The sequence below is a fragment of the Burkholderia sp. AcTa6-5 genome, assembly GCF_017815075.1.
Classification (GTDB): Bacteria; Pseudomonadota; Gammaproteobacteria; order Burkholderiales; family Burkholderiaceae; genus Burkholderia; species Burkholderia sola.
The window spans coordinates 103,644-125,990 of record NZ_JAGIQE010000023.1; the positions used below are offsets into that span (position 1 = coordinate 103,644).

A 22,347-nucleotide genomic window follows, 5' to 3' on the forward strand; every position below is an offset into this window, starting at 1 on the left:
CACGCGGACAGCGGGAACAGCGAGGGAGCCGCAGGACGGCCGAGGTGCGGCAGCAGGCAGCCGCGGCGAGCAGGGCGATGCGCACGCGTCAGGCGTCGGTCACCCACGCGCCGAACCATTCGCTCGGCCGCGCGATTTCATCCTGCGCGGCGACGAGCTCGAGCTCGTAGCGGCGTGCGTCGTAGGTGGCCTTCACGACCGCGTGCACGGCCGCGAGCGTGTGTTCGAACGCGGCGCGCACCGAGTCGCCGCGCAGCCGGCACGCGACGAAGATCGCGCTGGTCAGGTCGCCGACACCGACCGGATGGCGCGGAAACGCATACAGCGGCCGCTGGCCGATCCACGCTTCGGTTTCGGTGACGGCGAGCATGTTGAAGCGGTCGGCCGGGCTGTTGCGGTCGTGCAGGTGCTTGACGAGGATGATCTTCGGGCCGCGGCGGATCAGCGCGCGGCACGCGTCGACGGCTTCCGCCACGGTCTCGATGCGTCGCCCGGCGAGCTTCTGCAGTTCGGTATGGTTCGGCGACATGCCGTCCGCGAGCGCGGGCACCTCCTGCACGATGAATTCCTCGACGCCGGGCTCGGGCCGGACGCCGCCCGTCTGGCCCATCGCCGGATCGCAGAAGTACCACGCGTTCGGATTCATCGCCTTCACCGAGCGCACGATCTCGACCGCCGCGCGTGCCTGCGGCGGCGAGCCGAGGAAGCCGGACAGCACCGCGTCGCAACGCTTGAGCGCGCCGATGGCGGCGATGCCGTCGACGAGCTGTTCCATCTTCGCGGCGTCGATCGCGCTGCCGGCCCAGTGGCCGTACTGCATGTGATTCGACAACTGGACGGTGTTGAGCGGCCAGACGTTGACGCCGAGGCGCTGCATCGGGAACACGGCCGCGCTGTTGCCGGCATGGCCGTAGATGACGTGCGACTGAATGCTGAGGACGTTTTTCATGGGAATTCGCCTGCACGCGTTTCAGGGTCACGTCACACGATACCCGAGTTCGTCGTACGCGCGGAAGTCGCGCGGCGTTGGAGTGTTGCGCGCCGTCGTCACGCGACCGCGTAGAATCGCGGGGCGCGAGACAGCCCGAGACAGCCCGCGGCAACCCGGCAGCCCGCGCGCGTCCCCCCATCACCGTGATCGCCATGCTTTCGATTTGCAAGATCCTGTCCGCCGCGCGCGCCGCCGTGCTCGGCGCGAGCGCCGCCGCCGCGTGCGCGATGCCCGTTGCGAGCGTCGCCGCGACGCCCGCCGCCAACGACGGGCCCGCGTACGGCCCGCGTCTGGAAGGGTTCGCGTATCCGGCGCCCGTGCACGAATACGCGTTCGTGTCGCAGCGCGAAACCCTCGAGATGGCGTACCTCGACGTGCAGCCCGCGCACCCGAACGGCCGCACCGTCGTGCTGCTGCACGGCAAGAACTTCTGCGCGGCGACCTGGGAGGACACGATCGGCGTGCTGAGCCGCGCCGGCTATCGCGTGATCGCGCCCGACCAGATCGGCTTCTGCAAGTCGTCGAAGCCCGAGCGCTACCAGTACAGCTTCCAGCAACTCGCGCGCAACACGCACGCGCTGCTCGAATCGGTCGGTGTGAAATCGGCGACGATCGTCGGCCACTCGACGGGCGGGATGCTCGCGATCCGCTACGCGCTGATGTATCCGAAGGCGACCGACCAGCTCGTGCTCGTGAACCCGATCGGCCTCGAGGACTGGAAGGCGCTCGGCGTGCCGCCGCTGTCGGTCGACTACTGGTATGCGCGCGAGCTGAAGACCAACGCCGACGGCATCCGCCGCTACGAGCAGGCGACCTACTACGCGGGCAAGTGGGCGCCGTCGTACGAGCGCTGGGTGCAGATGCTCGCCGGCATGTATCGCGGCGCCGGCCGCGACGCGGTCGCGTGGAACTCCGCGCTGATCTACGACATGATCCTCACGCAGCCGGTGGTCTACGAATTCGGCGCGATTCGCGTGCCGACGCTGCTGATGATCGGCGACAAGGACACGACCGCGATCGGCAAGGACGTCGCGCCGCCCGACGTGCACGCGAAGCTCGGCCGCTATCCGGAACTCGCGAAGCGCACGCAGGCCGCGATTCCCGGCGCGCAGCTCGTCGAATTCCCGGCGCTCGGCCACGCGCCGCAGATCCAGGACCCGGACGCGTTCCACAAGGCGCTGCTCGACGGGCTGGACGCCGTGCGCCCGCAGTGACGCGGCGCGGGCGGCCGGCCGCGCGCGATCGTGCCGTCAGCTTGCCTCGCTCGCGAGTTCGTCGCGGATCTGCGCGGCCAGTTCGAACGAGCGCAGCCGCGCGGCATGATCGTAGATCTGCGCGGTGATGATCAGCTCGTCGGCGCCCGTCTGCGCGATACGGTCGCGCAGCTTGTCGCGCACCGTGTCGCGCGAGCCGACCGCCGCGAACGACAGCGAATGCGCGACGGTCGCGAGTTCGAGTTCGTTCGCCTCGAGCGCGTCGACGGGCGGCGGCAGCTTGCCCGGCGTGCCGCGCCGCAGGTTGATGAACTGCTGTTGCAGCGACGTGAACAGGCGCCGCGCCTCGTCGTCGGTCTCGGCCGCGAACACGTTGACGCCGACCATCGCATGCGGCTTCGGCCACGCGGCCGACGGCCGGTACTGCGCGCGATAGATCTCGAGCGCCCGCATCAGATAGTCGGGCGCGAAGTGCGACGCGAACGCGAACGGCAGCCCGAGCATCGCCGCGAGCTGCGCGCTGAACAGGCTCGAACCGAGCAGCCACACCGGGACGTCGAGCCCCGCGCCAGGCACCGCGCGCACGCGCTGGCCGGGGACCGGCTCCGCGAAGTAGCGCTGCAGTTCGGCGACGTCGTCCGGGAACGAATCCGCGCTACCGATCAGGTCGCGGCGCAGCGCGCGCGACGTGGTCTGGTCGGTGCCGGGCGCGCGGCCGAGGCCGAGGTCGATGCGCCCCGGATACAGCGACGCGAGCGTGCCGAACTGCTCGGCGATCACGAGCGGCGCATGGTTCGGCAGCATGATGCCGCCCGAGCCGACCCGGATCGTCTGCGTGGCGCCCGCGACGTGGCCGATCACGACGGCGGTGGCCGCACTCGCGATCCCCGGCATGTTGTGATGCTCGGCCAGCCAGTAACGCCGGTAGCCCCAGCGCTCCGCGTGCTGCGCGAGATCGACGGTGTTGCGGAACGCCTGCGAGGCGTCGGCGCCGGCCGGAATGGGCGCGAGATCGAGTACGGAAAACGGTGTCATCGGAAGACCTTCGAAACGGGGTGGCGTGGTGATGCGCTGACGCAACAGACGCCAAGGATTTTGCCAAAGGGTTCCGGAACGTGCTGGCGGCGCGCGGATACCCATGCGCCTTACAGGGGTGCAGGGTTGCTTGCGACCATCGTTGCGAAAATCAATCTAATCGCTGATTAATTACCAAACTTTACGGCGATTGGAAGTGAAACCGCATCGACATACAAATTTGCACGAAACGTTTGATTTTAAAGACTGCAATACGCCTGCAAAGTGCTTACGCTAATGTGAACGTGGCCGGGCCGATCAGGCTCGTCGACCGCTCAGCTTTGCCGGAATTGCACTAGTCCGTTTCGCGTAGCACCGCGCGCGGGGGGGCGCAGACTGCTAAAATCCGCCGCCTGCCCATCTTGTGCCGATGGAGCCATTCGAGTCTTCCCGCATGCCGTCCGGGCGCTGCGCGGGGATACGCCACGCGAAGCCGGGCATGGCCGAACCCGAACAACGGGTCGCGCCTTCCCCTTACAGACGCTGCTGGAACAAGGAGTCGGGTCGTGCCCGCGTTCGTCGTTGTCGGAATACCGCATCACGCTCAATCACGCTCAAGCGTTTGCCATGGCGCCCACGTCGCCGGGAGGCATCGCACATGACGCCCACCGCCACGCTGCTCGACTGGCTCCTGATCGCGTTCACGCTGGCCGCGGCCGGCTATGCGCTCGTCGCGGCCTTCGCGCCGCGGCCGCGCACGCCGCGCACGACGGTGCGCGACGGCTTCGAGCCGGTCAGCGTGCTGAAGCCGCTGTGCGGCGCGGAGCCGCACCTGTATGAAAACCTCGCGACCTTCTGCGCGCAGCGCCATCCTCGCTACGAGGTGCTGTTCGGCGTCGCATCGTCGGCCGATCCGGCCGCGGCCGTCGTCGAGCGGCTGCGCGCCGATCATCCGGATTGCGACATCACGCTCGTGATCGACGCGCGTGTGCACGGCAAGAACCTGAAGGTCAGCAACCTCATCAATCTCGCCGAGCGCGCGAAATACGGCCGCATCGTGATCGCGGACAGCGACATCGCGGTGCAGCCCGACTATCTGGAGCGCGTGACGGCGCCGCTCGCGGACCCGTCGGTCGGGGTCGTCACGTGCCTGTATCATGCGCGCAGCGTCGGCGGCTTCTGGACGCGGATCGGCGCGCAGTTCGTCGACGCGTGGTTCGCGCCGTCGGTGCGGATCACCCACCTCGGCCGCTCGAGCCGCTTCGGCTTCGGCGCGACGCTCGCGCTCACGCGCGACACGCTCGACCGGATCGGCGGTCTCTTCGCGCTGAAGGACGAGCTGGCCGACGATTTCTGGCTGGCCGAGCTGCCGCGCCGCCTCGGGCGGCGCACCGTGCTGTCCGAGGTCGAGGTCGCGACCGACGTGATCGAACCGTCGTTCGGGCCGCTGTGGCACCGCGAGACGCGCTGGCTGCGCACGATTCGTTCGCTGAACCGGGCCGGCTTCGCGTTCCTGTTCATCACGTTTACCGTGCCGTGGCTCGCGATCGGCGCGGTGCTGGCATTGCGCCTCGACGGCACCTTCGCCGGCACGCTGGCGGGCGGGGCGGCCGCGGTCGGCGCATTCGGGCGGCTCGTGCTGCACGCGCGCGGCGAGGACGGCTGGCGCGCGTTCTGGCGCGACCTGCCGCTCGTCGCGGTGCGCGACACGCTGCTCGCGCTCGAGTGGCTCGTGGCCGTGTTCGGCACGCAGGTCGTGTGGCGCGGCGCCAGGATGACGGTCGTCGGCGGCGAACGCGCGACGGCGGCCGTGGAAGCAGTGGACGGCCGCTAGCGCCGTCGATCGAACCCGGCCCGCGGGCCGAGACGCGTCGCACGGCGAAGCCGCGCGGCGCGACATGACAGAGAGGCGGGCGCCGGCAGGGCGGCCCGCGGTTTTTTGACTGAATCGTTGTAACGAAACGAACTATGCAGGCTACCGGAGCATTCATGAAAACGCTGTTCTTGCAGGCCCCTTCGTATGACGGCTTCGACGGCGGAGCCGGCTCGCGCTATCAGGCGAAGCGCGAAATCCGTTCCTTCTGGTATCCGACCTGGCTCGCGCAGCCGGCCGCGCTCGTGCCGGGCAGCCGCGTCGTCGATGCGCCGGCCGACGGGCTGTCGGTCGAGGAAACGCTGAAGATCGCCAACGACTACGACCTCGTGATCATCCATACGAGCACGCCGTCGTTCCCGACCGACGCGATGTTCGCGCAGGACCTGAAGAAGATGAAGCCGTCGATGCGGGTCGGCATGGTCGGCGCGAAGGTGATGGTCGATCCGCACAACTCGCTGACGGCGAGCGACGCGATCGACTTCGTGTGTCGCGAGGAATTCGACTACACCTGCAAGGAAATCGCCGAAGGCAAGCCGTTCCCCGAAATCAAGGGCTTGAGCTGGCGCGCGAAGGACGGCTCGATCGAGCACAACGAAGCGCGTCCGATCCTGGAGAACATGGACGAGCTGCCGTTCGTCGCGCCCGTCTACAAGCGCGACCTGAAGATCGACAACTACTTCATCGGCTACCTGAACTATCCGTACGTGTCGATCTACACGGGCCGCGGCTGCAAGTCGCGCTGCACGTTCTGCCTGTGGCCGCAGACGGTCAGCGGCCATCGCTACCGCACGCGCTCGGTCGAGAACGTGCTCGCGGAAGCGAAGTGGATCCGCGACAACATGCCGGAAGTGAAGGAACTGATGTTCGACGACGACACCTTCACCGACGACCTGCCGCGCGCCGAAGCCATCGCCATCGGCCTGGGCAAGCTCGGCATCACGTGGTCGTGCAACGCGAAGGCCAACGTGCCGTACAAGTCGCTGAAGATCATGAAGGACAACGGCCTGCGCCTGCTGCTGGTCGGCTTCGAATCGGGCGACGACCAGATCCTCGTGAACATCAAGAAGGGCGTGCGCACCGATTTCGCGCGCCGCTTCAGCGCGGACTGCAAGAAGCTCGGCATCAAGATCCACGGCACCTTCATCCTCGGCCTGCCGGGCGAGACGCAGGAGACGATCAGGAAGACGATCGAGTACGCGAAGGAAATCAACCCGCACACGATCCAGGTGTCGCTCGCCGCGCCGTATCCGGGCACGACGTTGTACAAGCAGGCCGTCGAGAACGGCTGGATGGAAGAGAACAAGACCATCAACCTGGTCAGCAAGGAAGGCGTGCAGCTCGCGGCGATCGGCTATCCGCACCTGTCGCGCGACGAGATCTATCACCATCTCGAGCAGTTCTATCGCCAGTTCTACTTCCGCCCGTCGAAGATCTGGGAAATCGTGCGCGAGATGCTGACGAGCTGGGACATGATGAAGCGTCGCCTGCGCGAAGGCGTCGAGTTCTTCCGTTTCCTGCGCGCGCACGAGGCCTGATCCGTGACGACGCAGCGGGCGGCGCGGGCGCTGATCTTTACCGCGGACGACTTCGGGCTGCACCCGCGCGTCAACGCGGCGGTCGAGCGTGCGCATCGCGACGGCGTGCTGAACGCCGCCAGCCTGATGGTCGGTGCGCCTGCGGCGCAGGATGCGATCGAGCGCGCGCGGCGGCTGCCGTCGCTCGCGGTCGGCCTGCATCTGGTGCTCGCGGACGGGCCGGCCACGCTGCCCGCGCACGAGATTCCCGCGCTCGTCGGCCTTGACGGGCGCTTCGGCGACGCGATGGCGAAGGACGGCTGTCGCTTCTTCTTCCTGCCGCACGTGCGCGCGCAACTGCGCCGCGAGATCCGTGCGCAGTTCGACGCGTTCGCGGCGAGCGGCCTGCCGCTCGATCACGTGAACGCGCACAAGCATTTCCACCTGCACCCGACCGTGCTGTCGATGATCGTCGAGATCGGCCGCGACTACGGGCTGCGCGCGGTGCGGCTGCCGTACGAAACGAGCGCGCCCGCGCTGCTCAAGCCGTGGATCGCGCTGGTGCGCGCGCGGCTCGACCGGGCCGGGCTCGCGCACAACGACTACGTGGTCGGCATCGAGCATACGGGTGCGATGGACGAGGCCGTGCTGCTCGACGCGCTCGCGAAGCTGCCGCCGGGCGTCGGCGAGATCTACTGCCATCCGGCCGAAGCCGGCGACGGTCCGATCACGCCGACGATGGCCGGCTACCGACCGGTCGACGAACTGGATGCGCTGCTGTCGCCGCGTGTCGCGGCCGCGCTGAAGGCGGCGGGCGTCGCGACCGGCGGCTTTGCCGACGTGTTCGGCGGGCCCGCGGCCCGGCGCGGCGCGCATGCGTCGCGCGCACCGGGAGCGCAGCCGTCATGAGCAAGTGGATCAAGTGGCTCGGCTGGCCGATCGGCATCGGCATCCTGCTCGCGCTGGGGCTGCACGAAGGCGTCGGCGACGTGTCGCAGATGCTCGCGCGCGCCGGTTACGCGCTGCTGTGGCTCGTGCCGTTCCACGCGCTGCCGCTGCTGCTCGATGCATACGCGTGGCACCAGTTGCTCGACCGGCGCGCGTCGCTGGCGTTCCTGTGGTGGATCGCGACCGTGCGCGAGGCCGTGAACCGGCTGCTGCCCGTGGTCGGGATCGGCGGAGAGATCGTCGGCATCCGGCTCGCGCGCTGGCAGGTGCCCGACGCGAGCCGCGTGACCGCGTCGGTGATCGTCGAGGTGCTCGTGACGATCGTCGTCCAGTATGCGTTCGCGGCGCTCGGCCTCGTGCTGCTGCTCGCGACGACCGACAACATGGGCGGCGGCACGATCGGCCTCGCGCTGCTGCTGACGCTGCCGTTGCCGGTGCTCGGCGTCGTGCTGATGCGGCGCGGCGGCATCTTCCATGCGATCGAGCGTTTCGCGGGCCGCCTGCTCGGCGATTCGCACCGGCTGCTGCAGGGCGTCGACGGCCGCCGGCTCGACGCCGACATCGATTCGCTGATGTCGCGCACGGGTCTGTTGTTCAGCGCGTTCTTCTGGCAATTGGCCGGCTACGTGCTCGGCGCGCTCGAGATCTACTGGGCGCTCGCGCTGCTCGGCCATCCGGTGTCGATCGGCGGCGCGATCGCGATCGAGGCGATGACGCAGGCCGTCCGGCATGCGGCGTTCATGGTGCCGGGCGGGCTCGGCGTGCAGGAGGCGACCGTCGTGCTGCTCGCGCAGATGTTCGGCGTCGACCGCGAGACGGCGCTGTCGCTCGCGGTGGTCAAGCGTGGCCGCGAAGTGCTGTTCGGCTGCCTCGCGCTCGGCTCGTGGCAGCTTGCCGAGCTGGTGCGCACGCGCGGCCGTCCGGGCGCGCCGCCGAGTGGGCCGCGCCCGGCGCCGCCGGCGACTCGGGCGTCCGAAGCCCGGACCGAAACCGAAACGACGCATTGAACCTCCGACGGGCCGCGCGGCCCGTCTCGCGCTTTCGGCGCCGCGCGGGTATCCTTCGCGTGTTTCTCCACGCTCCATTCTTCCGATGATTTTTCGTTTCCGGCTGCTTTCCGTGACGATGCTGGCCGCCGCGCTGGCGCTGACCGGTTGCGACGACCAAGGCCATCTCGACGTGCAACGTATCAGGGACTTCTTCAACGCGATCAAGCCCGCGCCGCTGCTGCTGAAGGGGCTGAAGGTCGGCGAATCGACCGAGGCCGACGTGCGTGGCACGATGGGCAAACCCGAGACCGAGCGCACGTTCACCGACGGCTCGAAGCGTCTCGAATATCCGCGCGGCCCGATGGGCAACCAGACGTGGTTCGTCGATCTCGACGCGAACGGGCGCTACACGGGCGCGACGCAGGTGCTGACCGCCGAGAATTTCGCGAAAGTGCGCCCGGGGATGGACGAGGACGAGGTGCGGCGCCTGCTCGGCAAGCCCGGCGACGTCGCGCAGTATCCGCTGAAACCCGAGACGGTCTGGAGCTGGCGCTGGCTCGAGGACGGCGTCAACACCGACGCGTTCTTCAACGTCCATTTCGGCCCGGACGGGCTCGTCTATACGACATCGCGCTCCGACATCCTGAAAGGGCGGTGACGCTCACGCGCGGCGCTTCTTCAGCCAGCCCGCGCAGCGCGTCGCGGGCATGAGCGAGCGATTGTGTGGCGTCGGTCCGGATCTGCCCATTCGGCCTGACGGCCAAGCCGGCGCTATATCGAAAAAGCGACCGGAAAATTGCAAAAAGCCCGCTTCCCGGCGCGTCATCGGACTGTCAGGAAGCGGGTTTTTTCCTTTTGAAACAGCGGCGTAGGCCGTGCGCAGAAATGATGGGACGAATTGTTGCGACGCAGCAATCGCGCGCACGGTGATTTGAGGCAAATAATTTCGCTTGCGACTATCCGCGTCAGCCCGGCGCGGGACAGGCATACGCGTCGGCATTCATTCAACTCTGGAGACGCGCGTGTTCCTTTACGGCTTTGGTCCCGTCCTCTGGGCCGGCACCGTGCAGACCATCGAGCTGTCGGTGCTGTCGCTCGCCACTGCGGTGGCGCTGGGGCTGATCGGCGCGGTGGCGAAGCTGTCGCACAACCGGGTGCTGCGAGCGATCGCGACCGGTTATACGACGCTGATCCGCTCGGTGCCCGACCTTGTGCTGATGCTGCTGCTGTTCTACAGCATCCAGATCTGGCTGAATCAGTTCACCGACCTCGTCGGCTGGAACCAGATCGACATCGATCCGTTCGTGGCCGGCGTGCTGACGCTCGGCTTCATCTACGGCGCGTACTTCACCGAGACGTTTCGCGGCGCGTTCCTGTCGGTGCCGCGCGGCCAGCTCGAAGCCGGTTCGGCTTACGGGATGAGCGGCGCGCGCGTGTTCGTGCGGATCATGTTTCCGCAGATGATGCGCTTTGCGCTGCCGGGCATCGGCAACAACTGGCAGGTGCTCGTGAAGGCGACCGCGCTGGTGTCGATCATCGGTCTCGCGGACGTCGTGAAGGCCGCGCAGGACGCCGGCAAGAGCACGTTCAACATGTTCTTCTTCATCCTCGTCGCGGCGCTGATCTATCTCGCGATCACGACCGTCTCCAACCTCGTGCTGATCCAGCTCGAGAAGCGTTATTCCATGGGCGTGCGGCACGCAGAACTATGATCGAGATCCTCCAGGAATTCGGCAAGGCGTTCCTTTTCTGGGACGGCCAGCGCCTGTCCGGCCTCGCGGTGACGCTGTGGCTGCTCGTCGCGTCGATTTCGCTCGGCTTCGTGTGCGCGGTGCCGCTCGCGGTCGCGCGCGTGTCGAGGAACAAGTGGGTGTCGATGCCCGTGCGGTTCTACACGTACGTGTTCCGCGGCACGCCGCTCTACGTGCAGCTGCTGCTGATGTACACGGGCATGTACAGCCTCGAGTTCGTGCGCTCGCACTCGCTGCTCGACGCGTTTTTCCGCAGCGGTTTCAACTGCGCGATCCTCGCGTTCGCGCTGAACACCTGCGCGTACACCACCGAGATCTTCGCCGGCGCGATTCGTGCGATCCCGCACGGCGAGGTCGAGGCGGCGCGGGCCTACGGGATGTCGCCGTTCACGATGTACCGCCGCGTGATCCTGCCGTCGGCGCTGCGCCGCGCGCTGCCGCTGTACAGCAACGAGGTGATCCTGATGCTGCACGCGACGACCGTCGCGTTCACCGCGACCGTGCCGGACATCCTGAAGGTCGCGCGCGACGCCAATTCCGCGACCTACATGGCGTTCCAGTCGTTCGGGATCGCCGCGCTGATCTATCTTGCGGTATCGTTCGCACTCGTCGCGGCGTTTCGCCGCGCGGAGCGCCACTGGCTCGCGTATCTCGCGGCCGCCCGTCATTGAATTACTTCGAGGAGAGCCAGTTGGCCGAGATCACTCAAACGAGCGCGTCCGCTTCCGTCAAGCTTGCCGCGGTCGACATCCACAAGCGCTATGGCGACAACGAGGTGCTCAAGGGCGTGTCGCTGAACGCGAAGGCCGGCGACGTCATCAGCATCATCGGCGCGAGCGGCTCGGGCAAGAGCACGTTCCTGCGCTGCATCAATTTTCTCGAGCGGCCGAATGCGGGGCAGATCGTCGTCGACGGCGAGGCCGTGCGCACGAAGACCGACCGCGCCGGCGCGCTCGAAGTCGCCGATCACAAGCAGTTGCAGCGCATCCGCACGAAGCTCGCGATGGTGTTCCAGCACTTCAACCTGTGGGCGCACATGAACGTGCTCGAGAACGTGATGGAAGCGCCCGTGCACGTGCTCGGCATTTCGAAGAAGGAAGCCGAGGAGCGTGCGCGCGAGTACCTGGAGAAGGTCGGTCTGCCGCCGCGCGTCGAGAAGCAGTATCCGTCGCATCTGTCGGGCGGCCAGCAGCAGCGCGTGGCGATCGCGCGGGCGCTGGCGATGCATCCGGACGTGATGCTGTTCGACGAGCCGACCTCCGCGCTCGATCCGGAACTGGTGGGCGAAGTGCTGAAGGTGATGCAGAAGCTGGCCGAGGAAGGCCGCACGATGATCGTCGTCACGCACGAGATGGGTTTCGCGCGCAACGTGTCGAATCATGTGATGTTCCTGCATCAGGGGCGGACCGAGGAAGAGGGCGATCCGAAGGAGGTGCTGGTGCGCCCGCAGAGCGAGCGGCTCAAGCAGTTCCTGTCGGGCAGCCTCAAGTAACGCGACAGGGCAGGTTTCAACGTGGTACCGGTGTCTCGTCCCGCAGGCGCCACCCGCACGACGCAGGTGGCGATCGTTGCATTGCCGCCCGTGTCGATGTCGGGCGTGGGTCCGATCGTCGATGCGCTGAATCTCGCGAACGAGATCGACGGACGCCTGCTGTATCGCTGGCAGGTGTGTTCGTGGGACGGTCGGCCGGTGCCGCTCGCGGGCGGCGCGCAGTGGCATGCCGATGCGGCGTTCAACGATGCGATCGCGTGCGACTGGGTAATCGTCGTGTCCGAGCGGTTTCAGCAGTTTGCCGATTACCGGTTGTTTCTCGCGAGTCTCGCGCGGGTCGGGCAGCGTACGCCCGTTGTGACCGGCATTCATCACGGCGTGTGGTGGCTGGCGATGGCCGGGCAGCTTTCCGGGTATCGCGTGAGCGTGAACTGGGAGACGTATCAGCAGTTCGCCGAGCAGTTCGAGCGGTCGATCGTCACGCAGCAGATCTTCGAGATCGATCGCGATCGGGCCACCTGTGCCGGTGGGCAGGCGACCGTCGATTTCATGTTGGCCATGATTGGCCGGGAACATGGGGTGGATCTCGCGGAGCGGATTGCTGATGCGCTCGGGGCCGGGACGCTGCGGAGTGGTGAGGAGCGCCAACGGATTCCTTTTGTTACCGCGCCCGGTGAGCGACATCCTCGGTTGAATGATGCTTTGCTTTTGATGGAAGCCAATATCGAGGATCCGCTTACTACCGATGAGATCGCCGGGCTCGTCGGCGTTTCACGCCGGCAACTGGAGCGGCTCTTTCGACAGTATCTCGGGGCAATGCCCTCGAAGTATTACCTCAATCTTCGGTTGCTCAAGGCAAGGACGCAGTTGCAGCGGACCAGCAAGTCTGTCGTTCAGGTTTCTCTCGCTTGTGGGTTCTCTTCTGCTGCGCACTTCTCTAACGCTTATCGCGAAAGGTTTGGTGTTACGCCTCGGGAGGATCGAAGAGCGTGGCTCGAGAAGCAGACCGGCGGCGGCAGCGAACCTCGGGGTGGGGCGCTCGTCGAGCGCGGGAAGGATTGAGATCCGGGTTTGACTTGGTTTGGTTGGCGGTCCGCCCGCGGTTGGCGTGAAGCACCTGTGATCGTGTCGGTCTATTAGCGTCGCCCCTCCGCGGGGCAGCGGTCACTTTTCTTTGTCTTGCCAAAGAAAAGTAACCAAAAGAAAGGCGCTCGGATAACGCATGACTTACCGGTGCCATGGCACCCCAAGTGGTCCGCACAAAAGTGTCCGCGCCAGTCAGGAATCCGGAGTGGTTCGAGCAATGGTTCTGACATCTCTCGTTACCCCACGGAGTGGTATACCGTCCGCTAGCTCCATCCTCGCTACGCTCGGCTGGAAGGTACTTCAGGGCGGGGAGGGCGCTCTTGCTTCCTGCATGAACTGTCGACTGCCAGGCACTTTTTCTGCTCTCCGCATTTGTATGACCGGATCGTTTGACGATCGATGTCTGCGCGAGACGATGTATTTGTGTCCCCCATTTTTTCACGGGCAGAGCAGCGAATTCCCGTTTATCGAAAGTAGAGCGAGTGCCTTGCAACGGGCGGAAGATGGCGGCATTGGCCGGGATGGACCTATCGGCCGAGCGAAGCGAGGACGGAGCTAGCGAGCGGTATACCGCTCCGTGGGGCAGGCAGTGGTGTCAGAACCATTGCTCGAACCACTCCGGTTTCGTGACTGGCGCGGACACTTTTGTGCGGACCACTTCGTTGGCGATGGCACCGGGAGGTTATGCGATATCCGAGCGCCTTTCTTTTGGTTACTTTTCTTTGGCAAGACAAAGAAAAGTGACCGCTGCCCCGCGGAGGGGCGACGCTAATAGACCGACACGATCGCAGGTGCGTCACGACCCGGGAAGCCGACCCCAGACGAGCGAGAAAAAGCCCCAAAATACCGACACGGCGTAGCCGCCCCGGCCAGCCCGAAAGGGCAAAACCAAAACCTTCCGATAGAACCCGTCGCAATTCCGCAAGACGCTTGCGTCACCCTTCCCTAAACTTGATCCTGTTGAACCCTCTTACGAAACCGAAAGGAACGACCATGACGACCTCGACCGTGACCCGCCAGACATTCGACGAAGTGATGGTGCCGGTATTCTCTCCCGCGCCGTTCGTGCCGGACCGTGCAGAGGGCTCCCGCGTGTGGGACACGGCCGGCCGCGAGTACGTGGATTTCGCGTGCGGCATCGCGGTCACGTCGCTGGGCCACGGCCACCCGGAACTGCTGAAGGTGCTGGACGAACAAGGCCGCAAGCTCTGGCACATCGGCAACGGCTACACGAACGAGCCGGTGCTGCGCCTCGCGAAGCGCCTCGAATCGCTGACCTTCGCCGACCGCGCATTCTTCGCGAACTCGGGCGCGGAAGCGAACGAAGCCGCACTGAAGCTCGCGCGCCGCGTCGCGTTCGACCGCCACGGCGCAGACAAATACGAAATCGTGTCGTTCGTGCAGTCGTTCCACGGCCGCACGTTCTTCACGGTCAGCGTCGGCGGCCAGCCGAAATACTCGGAAGGCTTCGGCCCGGTGCCGGAAGGCATCAAGCACCTGCCGTTCAACGACATCGAAGCCGCGAAGGCCGCAATCGGCCCGAAAACCTGCGCCGTGATCGTCGAGCCGGTGCAAGGCGAGGGCGGCGTGATCCCGGCCGATCCGGCATTCCTGAAGGCACTGCGCGAAGCGTGCGACGCCAACGGCGCACTGCTGATCTTCGACGAAGTGCAAACGGGCGTGGGCCGCACCGGCCAGTTCTACGCCTACATGGACACGGGCGTCACGCCGGACATCCTGACGACCGCCAAGGCGCTCGGCAACGGCTTCCCGATCGGCGCGATGCTGACGACGAACGAACTGGCCGCGCACTTCAAGGTCGGCGTGCACGGCACGACGTACGGCGGCAACCCGCTCGCATCGGCGATCGCGGACAAGGTCGTCGAACTGATCGGCGACCCGGCGCTGCTCGAAGGCGTGCGCGAACGCAGCGTGCGCCTGAAGGGCGCACTCGAACGCATCAACGCGCGCTTCGGCATCTTCAAGGACATCCGCGGCAAGGGCCTGCTGGTCGGCGCGGAACTCACCGCCGCATTCGACGGTCGCGCGAAGGATTTCGTCACCGCCGCCGCCGAGCACGGGCTGATCATGCTGATCGCCGGCCCGAACGTGCTGCGCTTCGTTCCGTCGCTGGTGATCCCGTTCGACCTGCTCGACGAAGGCGTGAAGCGCTTCGAGAAGGCGGTCGAACAAGTGCTTGCCGCACAGGAAGCCACCGCGCGCTGATCGGCGCCCCCCATCGCAGACAGGAACGACGATGCTATTTGTTCGCCCCGGCAAACTCACGGATCTCGATGCGCTCGCGCACATGGCGCGCACCGCGCAGCCGGTCCTGCACTCGCTGCCGCACGACCGCGCGGCGCTCGAAGCGCGCGTGGCGCTCTCCGAGGATTCGTTTCGCGCGGACGTCGACTTCGCCGGCGAGGAGTTCTACCTCTTCGTGCTCGAGGATTCGACAACCGGCAAGCTGCTCGGCACGGCGAGCATCGTGGCCGCGGCCGGCTACTCGGAACCGTTCTACGCGTTCCGCAACGACGCGCTGATCCACGCGTCGCGCGAGCTGCACGTGAACCGCAAGATCCACGCGCTCACGATGTCGCACGAGCTGACCGGCAAGAGCCGGCTCGCGGGCTTCTACGTCGATCCGTCGCTGCGCGGCGACGCGGCCGCGCACCTGATCTCGCGCGCCCGGATGATGTATATCGCCGCGAACCGCCGCCGCTTCACGCCGGAAGTGTTCACGCTGCTGCTCGGCGTGAGCGACGGCAACGGCGCGTCGCCGTTCTGGGAAGCGGTGGGCCGCAAGTTCTTCGGCCGCGACTTCACCGACGTCGACATCGCATCGGGCGGTCGCAGCCGCACGTTCATCGCGGAAGTGATGCCGGCCTATCCGCTGTACGTGCCGCTGTTGCCGGAAGCCGCTCAGCGCGTGCTCGGCGAGCCGAACGAAACGGCATTGCTCGCGTACGACATCCATCTCGAGGAAGGCTTCGAGCCTGACCGCTTCGTCGACATCTTCGACGCGGGCCCGGTGCTGACCGCGCAGGTCGACCGCACCGCGTGCGTGAAGCAGGCGTCGGAGCGCGTCGTGCGCGAGGCCGCGCATCAGCAGGGCGACGTCGCGTACATGGTGTCGACGGGCAGCGGCGAATCGTTCCGCTGCGTGCTGGCCGACCTGCCGGGCGACACGGCCGATGCGCGGAGCACCGAGGCGCCGCTCGCCGGCGACGTGCGCGCGGCGCTCGATGTGAAGGAAGGCGATGTCGTGCGCTGCGTGCCGCTGCATCGCCGCGACGATGAAGATTTGAAGGGAGACGCAGCATGATCGTCGTTCGGGTCGTACAAACGGGCGACGTCGACGCGCTCGTGTCGCTCGCGCAGGAAACCGGGCCGGGCCTGACCACGTTCAAGCCCGACCGCGACGCGCTGGCCGCGCGCATCGAACGCTCGCGCCGCACGCTCGAAGGCCACGCGGCGCCCGGCGAGGCCGGCTACTTCTTCGTGATGGAAGATTCGAAGACGCGCGACATCGCGGGCGTGTGCGGAATCGAGACGCAGGTCGGCCTCGAACAACCGTTCTACAACTATCGCGTGAGCACGGTCGTGCATGCGAGCCAGGAGCTCGGCGTGTGGACGCGGATGTCCGCGCTGAACATCTCGCACGACCTGACGGGCTACGCGGAAGTGTGCTCGCTGTTCCTGAGCCCGCGCTATCGGACGGGCGGCGTCGGCGGCCTGCTGTCGCGCTCGCGCTTCATGTTCATCGCGCAGTTCCGCGACCGCTTTCCGGAACGCATCTGCGCGGAACTGCGCGGCCACTTCGACGAGGACGGCACGTCGCCATTCTGGCGCGCGGTCGGTTCGCACTTCTACCAGATCGATTTCAACGCGGCCGATTACCTGAGCTCGCACGGCCGCAAGTCGTTCCTCGCGGAACTGATGCCGCGCTACCCGGTGTACGTCGACCTGCTGCCGCAGGACGCGCAGGACGCGGTCGGCCTCACGCATCGCGACACGCTGCCGGCCCGCAAGATGCTCGAAGCGGAAGGGCTGCGCTACCAGAATCACGTCGACATCTTCGACGCGGGCCCGGTGCTCGAATGCCATGTGAACGACCTGCGCACGGTGCGCGAGAGCGTCGTCGTGCCGGTTGCGATCGGCGTGCCGGATGCAAGCGATAACGCGCCCCGGTCGCTCGTGTCGAACACGTCGCTCGGCGATTTCCGCGTCGGCGTCGCGCCGGGCGTGGTTGAGAACGGCGCGTTCGTGTTGTCGGCCGACGATGCCGCCGCGCTCGACGTGAAGGCCGGCGATCCGGTCCGCGTGCTGCCGCTCAAAGTCAAACAGGGATAAACGAATCATGACGGAACTCTTCATCGACGGCGCCTGGGTCGCAGGCTCGGGCCCCGTCTTCGCGTCGCGCAACCCGGGTACCGATGAAATCGCATGGCAGGGCGGCAGCGCATCGGCAGCGGACGTCGACCGTGCGGTCGCGAGCGCACGCCGCGCATTCGCCGGCTGGTCGGCGCTTGACTTCGAAGCGCGCTGCGAAATCGTCAAGCGCTTTGCCGCGTTGCTCACCGAACGCAAGGAAGCGATCGCGACCGCGATCGGCCGCGAGACCGGCAAGCCGCTGTGGGAAGCGCGCACCGAAGTCGCGGCGATGGCCGCGAAGGTCGGCATCTCGATCCAGGCCTATCAGGAACGCACCGGCGAGAAGCGCCAGGACATGGCCGACGGCGTCGCGGTGCTGCGTCACCGCCCGCACGGCGTCGTCGCGGTGTTCGGCCCGTACAACTTCCCCGGCCACTTGCCGAACGGTCATATCGTGCCGGCGCTGATCGCCGGCAACACCGTGGTGTTCAAGCCGTCGGAGCTTGCCCCGGGCGTCGCGCGCGCGACGGTCGACGTGTGGCGCGAAGCCGGGCTGCCGGCCGGCGTGCTGAATCTCGTGCAGGGCGAGAAGGACACCGGCATCGCGCTCGCGAATCACCGCCAGATCGACGGGCTATTCTTCACCGGCAGCTCGGATACCGGCACGCTGCTGCACAAGCAGTTCGGCGGCCGTCCGGAAATCGTGCTCGCGCTCGAGATGGGCGGCAACAACCCGCTCGTGATCGGCGAGGTCGAGGACATCGACGCCGCCGTGCATCACACGATCCAGTCGGCGTTCCTGTCGGCCGGCCAGCGCTGCACGTGCGCACGCCGCATCTTCGTGCCGCAGGGCGCGTTCGGCGATCGCTTGCTCGCACGCTTTGCCGACGTCACGTCGAAAATCACCGCCGACGTGTTCGATGCCGATCCGCAGCCGTTCATGGGCGCGGTGATCTCGGCACGTGCGGCCGCGAAGCTGGTCGATGCGCAGGCGCGCCTGGTCGAGCAGGGCGCGAAGCCGATCATCGCGATGACGCAGCGCGATCCGCGCCTCGGCTTCGTGAACGCGGCGATCGTCGACGTGACGGGCGTCGCGAACCTGCCCGACGAAGAACATTTCGGCCCGCTCGCGCAGATCGTCCGCTACGCGACGTTCGACGAAGCGATCGAGCGCGCGAACGACACGGCGTTCGGCCTGTCCGCGGGCTTGCTGGCCGATGACGCCAACGCATGGGATCACTTCCGCCGCACGATCCGCGCCGGGATCGTCAACTGGAACCGCCCGACCAACGGCGCATCGTCGGCCGCGCCGTTCGGCGGCACGGGCCGCTCGGGCAACCATCGGCCGAGCGCGTACTACGCGGCCGACTATTGCGCGTACCCGATGGCGTCGGTGGAAAGCACGCAACTGACTCTGCCCGCGAGCCTGTCGCCGGGCCTGCATTTCTGATCGAGGGAGCGACGATGAACGCACAAGAAGCCAATTTCGACGGGCTCGTCGGCCCGACCCACAACTACGCCGGGCTGTCGTTCGGCAACGTGGCGTCGCTGAACAACGAGAAGTCGGCCGCGAACCCGAAGGCCGCCGCGAAGCAGGGGCTGCGCAAGATGAAGCAGCTCGCGGACCTCGGTTTCGCGCAAGGCGTGCTGCCGCCGCAGGAGCGGCCGTCGCTGCGCCTGTTGCGCGAGCTCGGCTTCTCCGGCAAAGACGCGGACGTGATCGCGAAGGCGGCGAAGCAGGCGCCCGAACTGCTCGCCGCGGCGAGCTCGGCGTCGGCGATGTGGACCGCGAACGCGGCCACCGTCAGCCCGTCGGCCGACACGAGCGACGGCCGCGTGCATTTCACGCCGGCGAACCTGTGCAGCAAGCTGCATCGCGCGATCGAGCACGAAGCGACGCGCCGCACGCTGTCGACGCTGTTCGCGGACCCCACGCACTTCGCGGTGCACGAAGCATTGACGGGCACGCCGGCGCTCGGCGACGAAGGCGCGGCGAACCACACGCGCTTCTGCGCGGAATACGGCAAGCCGGGCGTCGAATTCTTCGTGTACGGCCGCGCCGAATACCGCCGCGGCCCCGAGCCGAAGCGCTTCCCGGCACGGCAGACCTTCGAGGCGAGCCGCGCAGTCGCGCATCGCCACGGGCTCGCCGAGGAAGCGACGGTCTACGCGCAACAGGATCCGGACGTGATCGACGCGGGCGTGTTCCACAACGACGTGATCTCGGTCGGCAACCGGGACACGCTGTTCACGCACGAACGCGCGTTCGTCAACAAGCAGGCGATCTACGACACGCTGACCGCCGCGCTCGACGCACGCGGGGCGCGCCTGAACGTGATCGAGGTGCCCGACGCAGCGGTGAGCGTGAACGATGCGGTCACGTCGTATCTGTTCAACAGCCAGCTGCTGTCGCGCGCGGACGGCTCGCAGGTGCTCGTCGTGCCGCAGGAATGCCGCGAGAACGAGCGGGTCGCCGCCTATCTCGATCAACTGGCTGCCGGCAACGGCCCGATTCACGACGTGCTCGTGTTCGACCTGCGCGAAAGCATGAAGAACGGCGGCGGCCCCGCGTGCCTGCGTCTGCGCGTCGTGCTGACCGAAGCCGAGCGCGCGGCCGTCACGTCGAACGTGTGGATCAACGACATGCTGTTCGCGTCGCTCGACGCGTGGATCGACACGCACTATCGCGATCGCCTCGCCCCGGAAGACCTCGCCGATCCGGCGCTGCTCGACGAATCGCGCACGGCGCTCGATGAGCTCACGCAGATCCTGCGCGTCGGTTCGCTGTATGACTTCCAGCGCTGAGGCACGGATGCCGGCCGCCGCGCTGCTCGACGACTTCCTCGCGTTCACGTTGGCCGGTGGCGCGCCGGCCGAACGGGACGGCGCGTGCGCGGGCGGCGCGGTGCGCTGGCGCTGGCTCGGCGACGGGCTGCTCGCGTTCGAACCGGCAGCCGCCGACGCGGCGGCGCGCGCGAGCGTGCTCGTGTCGGCCGGCGTGCACGGCGACGAGACGGCGCCGATCGAGCTGCTGTCGATGCTGGTGCGCGATCTCGCGGCGGGCGCGCTGCCGCTCGCGTGCCGGCTGCTGGTCGTGCTCGGCAACGTGCCGGCGATGCGTGCGGGCGAACGCTATCTCGACGACGACCTGAACCGCCTGTTCAGCGGCCGTCACGCGCAGGTGAGCGCGAGCCGCGAAGCGCCGCGCGCCGCGCAGCTCGAGGCGGCGGCCGCCGCATTCTTCGCGGCCGCGCCGGCAGGCAGCGCGCGCTGGCACATCGACATGCACACGGCGATTCGCGCATCGGTCTTCGAGCAATTCGCGCTGCTGCCGCATACGGGCACGCCGCCGACGCGCGCGATGGTCGAATGGCTCGGCGATGCACGCATCGCGGCCGTGCTGCTGCATACCGCGAAGGGCAACACGTATTCGCATTTCACGGCTGAGCAGTGCGGCGCGCTCGCGTGCACGCTGGAACTCGGCAAGGTGCGGCCGTTCGGCCAGAACGACCTGACGCGCTTCGCGCCGGCCGACCGCGCGGTGCGCAAGCTCGTGTCGGGTGAGCGGCGTGACGTCGACGCCTCATTGCCGCGGGTGTTCACGGTGATCGATCAGATCACCAAGCAGAGCGATGCGCTGGAGCTGTTCGTCGCGGCCGACGTCGCGAACTTCACCGCGTTCGCGCGCGGCACGGTGCTCGCGCAGGACGGCGACTACCGCTATACGGTGAAGCACGACGAGGAACGCATCGTATTTCCGAACCCGACCGTGAAGCCGGGTTTGCGCGCGGGCCTGCTCGTCGTCGATACGACGCGCGACACGCTGGCGGCGCTCGTCTGATCGACGTGCAATCGTACGGACCGCGCATCGTCCGGCAGTCGATTCATTTTTTGCGATGACGCCCGCCCGCCGCGCGGACGGCGCGCTTGCATATTTGCGACACCGTCTTGCAAGTTCGACGGGTCGCGCGGCGGCCGCCGTGCGCGCAGCGCAGCATCGCGCACCGGCGGCCGCTTTGCCGTATCGGGCCGCGCGGATTGGTACAATCGCGGCCTTGCGGCTGTTGCGCCGCATCACGGCGCCGCGTGGGCATTGTCGGGGGCATTCGACCCTGCAATGATGCATGCGTCCGTCGTTCCGGAACATTCGAGTATCGAGGAGAACACCTGATGAAGTTGGATTGGCGTAAAGTGGCCGCGCACGCGGTGGTAGCGGCATCGGCGGTGGCGGCAGGCAGCGCGTTTGCCGCGGATCTGAAGGAGATCCGGTTCGGCGTCGAGGCCTCGTACGCACCGTTCGAATACAAGACGCCCGACGGCAAGCTGACCGGCTTCGACATCGACATCGGCAACGCGGTGTGCGCGAAGCTGAAGACGAAGTGCGTGTGGGTCGAGAACGACTTCGACGGCCTGATCCCGGCGCTGCAGGCGCGCAAGTTCGACGCGATCAACTCGGACATGACGATCACCGACCAGCGCAAGCATGCGATCGCGTTCACCGATCCGATCTACACGATTCCGAACCAACTGATCGCGAAGCAGGGCAGCGGCCTGCTGCCGACCCCGCAATCGCTGAAGGGCAAGCGCGTCGGCGTGCTGCAGGGCACGATCCAGGAAGCGTACGCGAAGAAGAAGTGGGCGCCGGCCGGCGTTGATGTCGTGCCGTATCAGACGCAGGATCTGGCGTATGCCGACCTGAAGTCGGGCCGTCTCGACGCGACGTTCCAGGATTCGGAAGCGGGCTCGAAGGGCTTCCTGACGAAGCCGCAAGGCCAGGGCTTCGCGTTCGCGGGCGGCACGGTCAGCGACGCCGAGATCCTCGGCTCGGGCGTCGGCTTCGGCCTGCGCAAGAACGACGCGGCGCTGAAGACCGCGCTCGATCAGGCGCTGAAGGACCTGAAGGCCGACGGCACGATCGACAACCTCGCGAAGAAGTACTTCAGCGTGCCTGTCACGCTCAAGTAAGCGCCTCGCTCGATCGCACGATGGTAAAAAACCGGCCGCTGATGCGGCCGGTTTGCTTTTGGTGCGCCCGGCAGGGCGCACTCACTTGGAGGTGAAAGTCCTCTACACGCCCGGCAAGGGGAAGTGTTAGCCA

19 protein-coding genes are annotated in these 22,347 nt (G+C 67.1%); 17 read left to right on the forward strand and 2 right to left on the reverse strand.

Annotation, left to right across the window (positions count from 1 at the left end; all coding sequences use genetic code 11):
* Positions 1-88: 88 nt before the first annotated feature.
* Complete coding sequence (pdxY, locus tag J8I33_RS26550) at positions 89-949, reverse strand: pyridoxal kinase PdxY (protein WP_050011428.1); 861 nt, start codon at positions 947-949, stop codon at positions 89-91.
* Between the two features lie 194 nt (positions 950-1,143).
* Between pdxY and J8I33_RS26555 the strand changes: the two genes are divergently transcribed.
* Positions 1,144-2,205: an alpha/beta hydrolase gene (locus J8I33_RS26555; protein ID WP_124629910.1), complete on the forward strand. Its 1,062-nt coding sequence runs from the start codon at positions 1,144-1,146 to the stop codon at positions 2,203-2,205.
* 36 nt (positions 2,206-2,241) lie between these two features.
* Here the strand turns inward: J8I33_RS26555 and J8I33_RS26560 are convergent, their stop codons facing one another.
* Positions 2,242-3,240, reverse strand: coding sequence for an LLM class flavin-dependent oxidoreductase (locus J8I33_RS26560; RefSeq protein WP_124556936.1), 999 nt, complete (start codon positions 3,238-3,240; stop codon positions 2,242-2,244).
* A 637-nt stretch (positions 3,241-3,877) separates the two neighbouring features.
* On the opposite strand from J8I33_RS26560, the gene hpnI reads away from it, so the two are divergent.
* From hpnI to J8I33_RS26640, 16 genes are all read left to right on the forward strand, one after another.
* Positions 3,878-5,053: a bacteriohopanetetrol glucosamine biosynthesis glycosyltransferase HpnI gene (hpnI, locus tag J8I33_RS26565; RefSeq protein ID WP_209939433.1), complete on the forward strand. Its 1,176-nt coding sequence runs from the start codon at positions 3,878-3,880 to the stop codon at positions 5,051-5,053.
* A 155-nt stretch (positions 5,054-5,208) separates the two neighbouring features.
* The gene (hpnJ, locus tag J8I33_RS26570) at positions 5,209-6,630 is read left to right on the forward strand and encodes a hopanoid biosynthesis associated radical SAM protein HpnJ (RefSeq protein ID WP_050011424.1); all 1,422 of its coding nucleotides are present in this window, start codon (positions 5,209-5,211) and stop codon (positions 6,628-6,630) included.
* 3 nt (positions 6,631-6,633) lie between these two features.
* Positions 6,634-7,518 (forward strand): hopanoid biosynthesis-associated protein HpnK, encoded by an 885-nt coding sequence (gene hpnK / locus J8I33_RS26575; RefSeq protein ID WP_050011423.1) that lies wholly within the window; start codon positions 6,634-6,636, stop codon positions 7,516-7,518.
* Positions 7,515-8,564 (forward strand): lysylphosphatidylglycerol synthase domain-containing protein, encoded by a 1,050-nt coding sequence (locus J8I33_RS26580; protein WP_209939434.1) that lies wholly within the window; start codon positions 7,515-7,517, stop codon positions 8,562-8,564. The genes hpnK and J8I33_RS26580 overlap by 4 nt, the downstream gene beginning before the upstream one ends.
* Positions 8,565-8,649: 85 nt before the next feature.
* Entirely contained in the window at positions 8,650-9,204 is a 555-nt protein-coding gene (locus J8I33_RS26585; RefSeq protein WP_050011421.1) for a hypothetical protein, read from the forward strand.
* A gap of 364 nt (positions 9,205-9,568) precedes the next feature.
* A complete protein-coding gene (gene hisQ, locus J8I33_RS26590; RefSeq protein ID WP_011544981.1) occupies positions 9,569-10,258 on the forward strand; it encodes a histidine ABC transporter permease HisQ in 690 nt (229 codons plus the stop codon).
* Positions 10,255-10,968 carry an ABC transporter permease gene (locus tag J8I33_RS26595; RefSeq protein ID WP_006476443.1) on the forward strand — a complete coding sequence of 238 codons (714 nt, stop codon included), beginning with the start codon at positions 10,255-10,257 and terminating at the stop codon, positions 10,966-10,968. The genes hisQ and J8I33_RS26595 overlap by 4 nt, the downstream gene beginning before the upstream one ends.
* 20 nt (positions 10,969-10,988) lie before the next feature.
* A complete protein-coding gene (locus J8I33_RS26600; protein WP_006488736.1) occupies positions 10,989-11,789 on the forward strand; it encodes an ATP-binding cassette domain-containing protein in 801 nt (266 codons plus the stop codon).
* 21 nt (positions 11,790-11,810) lie between these two features.
* Positions 11,811-12,851 carry a GlxA family transcriptional regulator gene (locus tag J8I33_RS26605; protein ID WP_089488286.1) on the forward strand — a complete coding sequence of 347 codons (1,041 nt, stop codon included), beginning with the start codon at positions 11,811-11,813 and terminating at the stop codon, positions 12,849-12,851.
* A 1,017-nt stretch (positions 12,852-13,868) separates the two neighbouring features.
* Positions 13,869-15,101, forward strand: coding sequence for an aspartate aminotransferase family protein (locus J8I33_RS26610; protein ID WP_209939435.1), 1,233 nt, complete (start codon positions 13,869-13,871; stop codon positions 15,099-15,101).
* A gap of 31 nt (positions 15,102-15,132) precedes the next feature.
* Entirely contained in the window at positions 15,133-16,200 is a 1,068-nt protein-coding gene (gene aruF / locus J8I33_RS26615; protein WP_209928744.1) for an arginine/ornithine succinyltransferase subunit alpha, read from the forward strand.
* The gene (astA, locus tag J8I33_RS26620) at positions 16,197-17,228 is read left to right on the forward strand and encodes an arginine N-succinyltransferase (protein ID WP_209939436.1); all 1,032 of its coding nucleotides are present in this window, start codon (positions 16,197-16,199) and stop codon (positions 17,226-17,228) included. The genes aruF and astA overlap by 4 nt, the downstream gene beginning before the upstream one ends.
* A gap of 7 nt (positions 17,229-17,235) precedes the next feature.
* Positions 17,236-18,699 (forward strand): succinylglutamate-semialdehyde dehydrogenase, encoded by a 1,464-nt coding sequence (gene astD / locus J8I33_RS26625; protein WP_209939437.1) that lies wholly within the window; start codon positions 17,236-17,238, stop codon positions 18,697-18,699.
* A gap of 14 nt (positions 18,700-18,713) precedes the next feature.
* Positions 18,714-20,054 carry an N-succinylarginine dihydrolase gene (astB, locus tag J8I33_RS26630; protein WP_209939438.1) on the forward strand — a complete coding sequence of 447 codons (1,341 nt, stop codon included), beginning with the start codon at positions 18,714-18,716 and terminating at the stop codon, positions 20,052-20,054.
* 7 nt (positions 20,055-20,061) lie between these two features.
* On the forward strand, positions 20,062-21,090 hold the full coding sequence (gene astE, locus J8I33_RS26635; RefSeq protein WP_176016678.1) for a succinylglutamate desuccinylase: 1,029 nt from the start codon (positions 20,062-20,064) through the stop codon (positions 21,088-21,090).
* A 329-nt stretch (positions 21,091-21,419) separates the two neighbouring features.
* On the forward strand, positions 21,420-22,214 hold the full coding sequence (locus J8I33_RS26640) for an ABC transporter substrate-binding protein (RefSeq protein WP_050011412.1): 795 nt from the start codon (positions 21,420-21,422) through the stop codon (positions 22,212-22,214).
* The last annotated feature ends 133 nt before the right edge of the window (positions 22,215-22,347 follow it).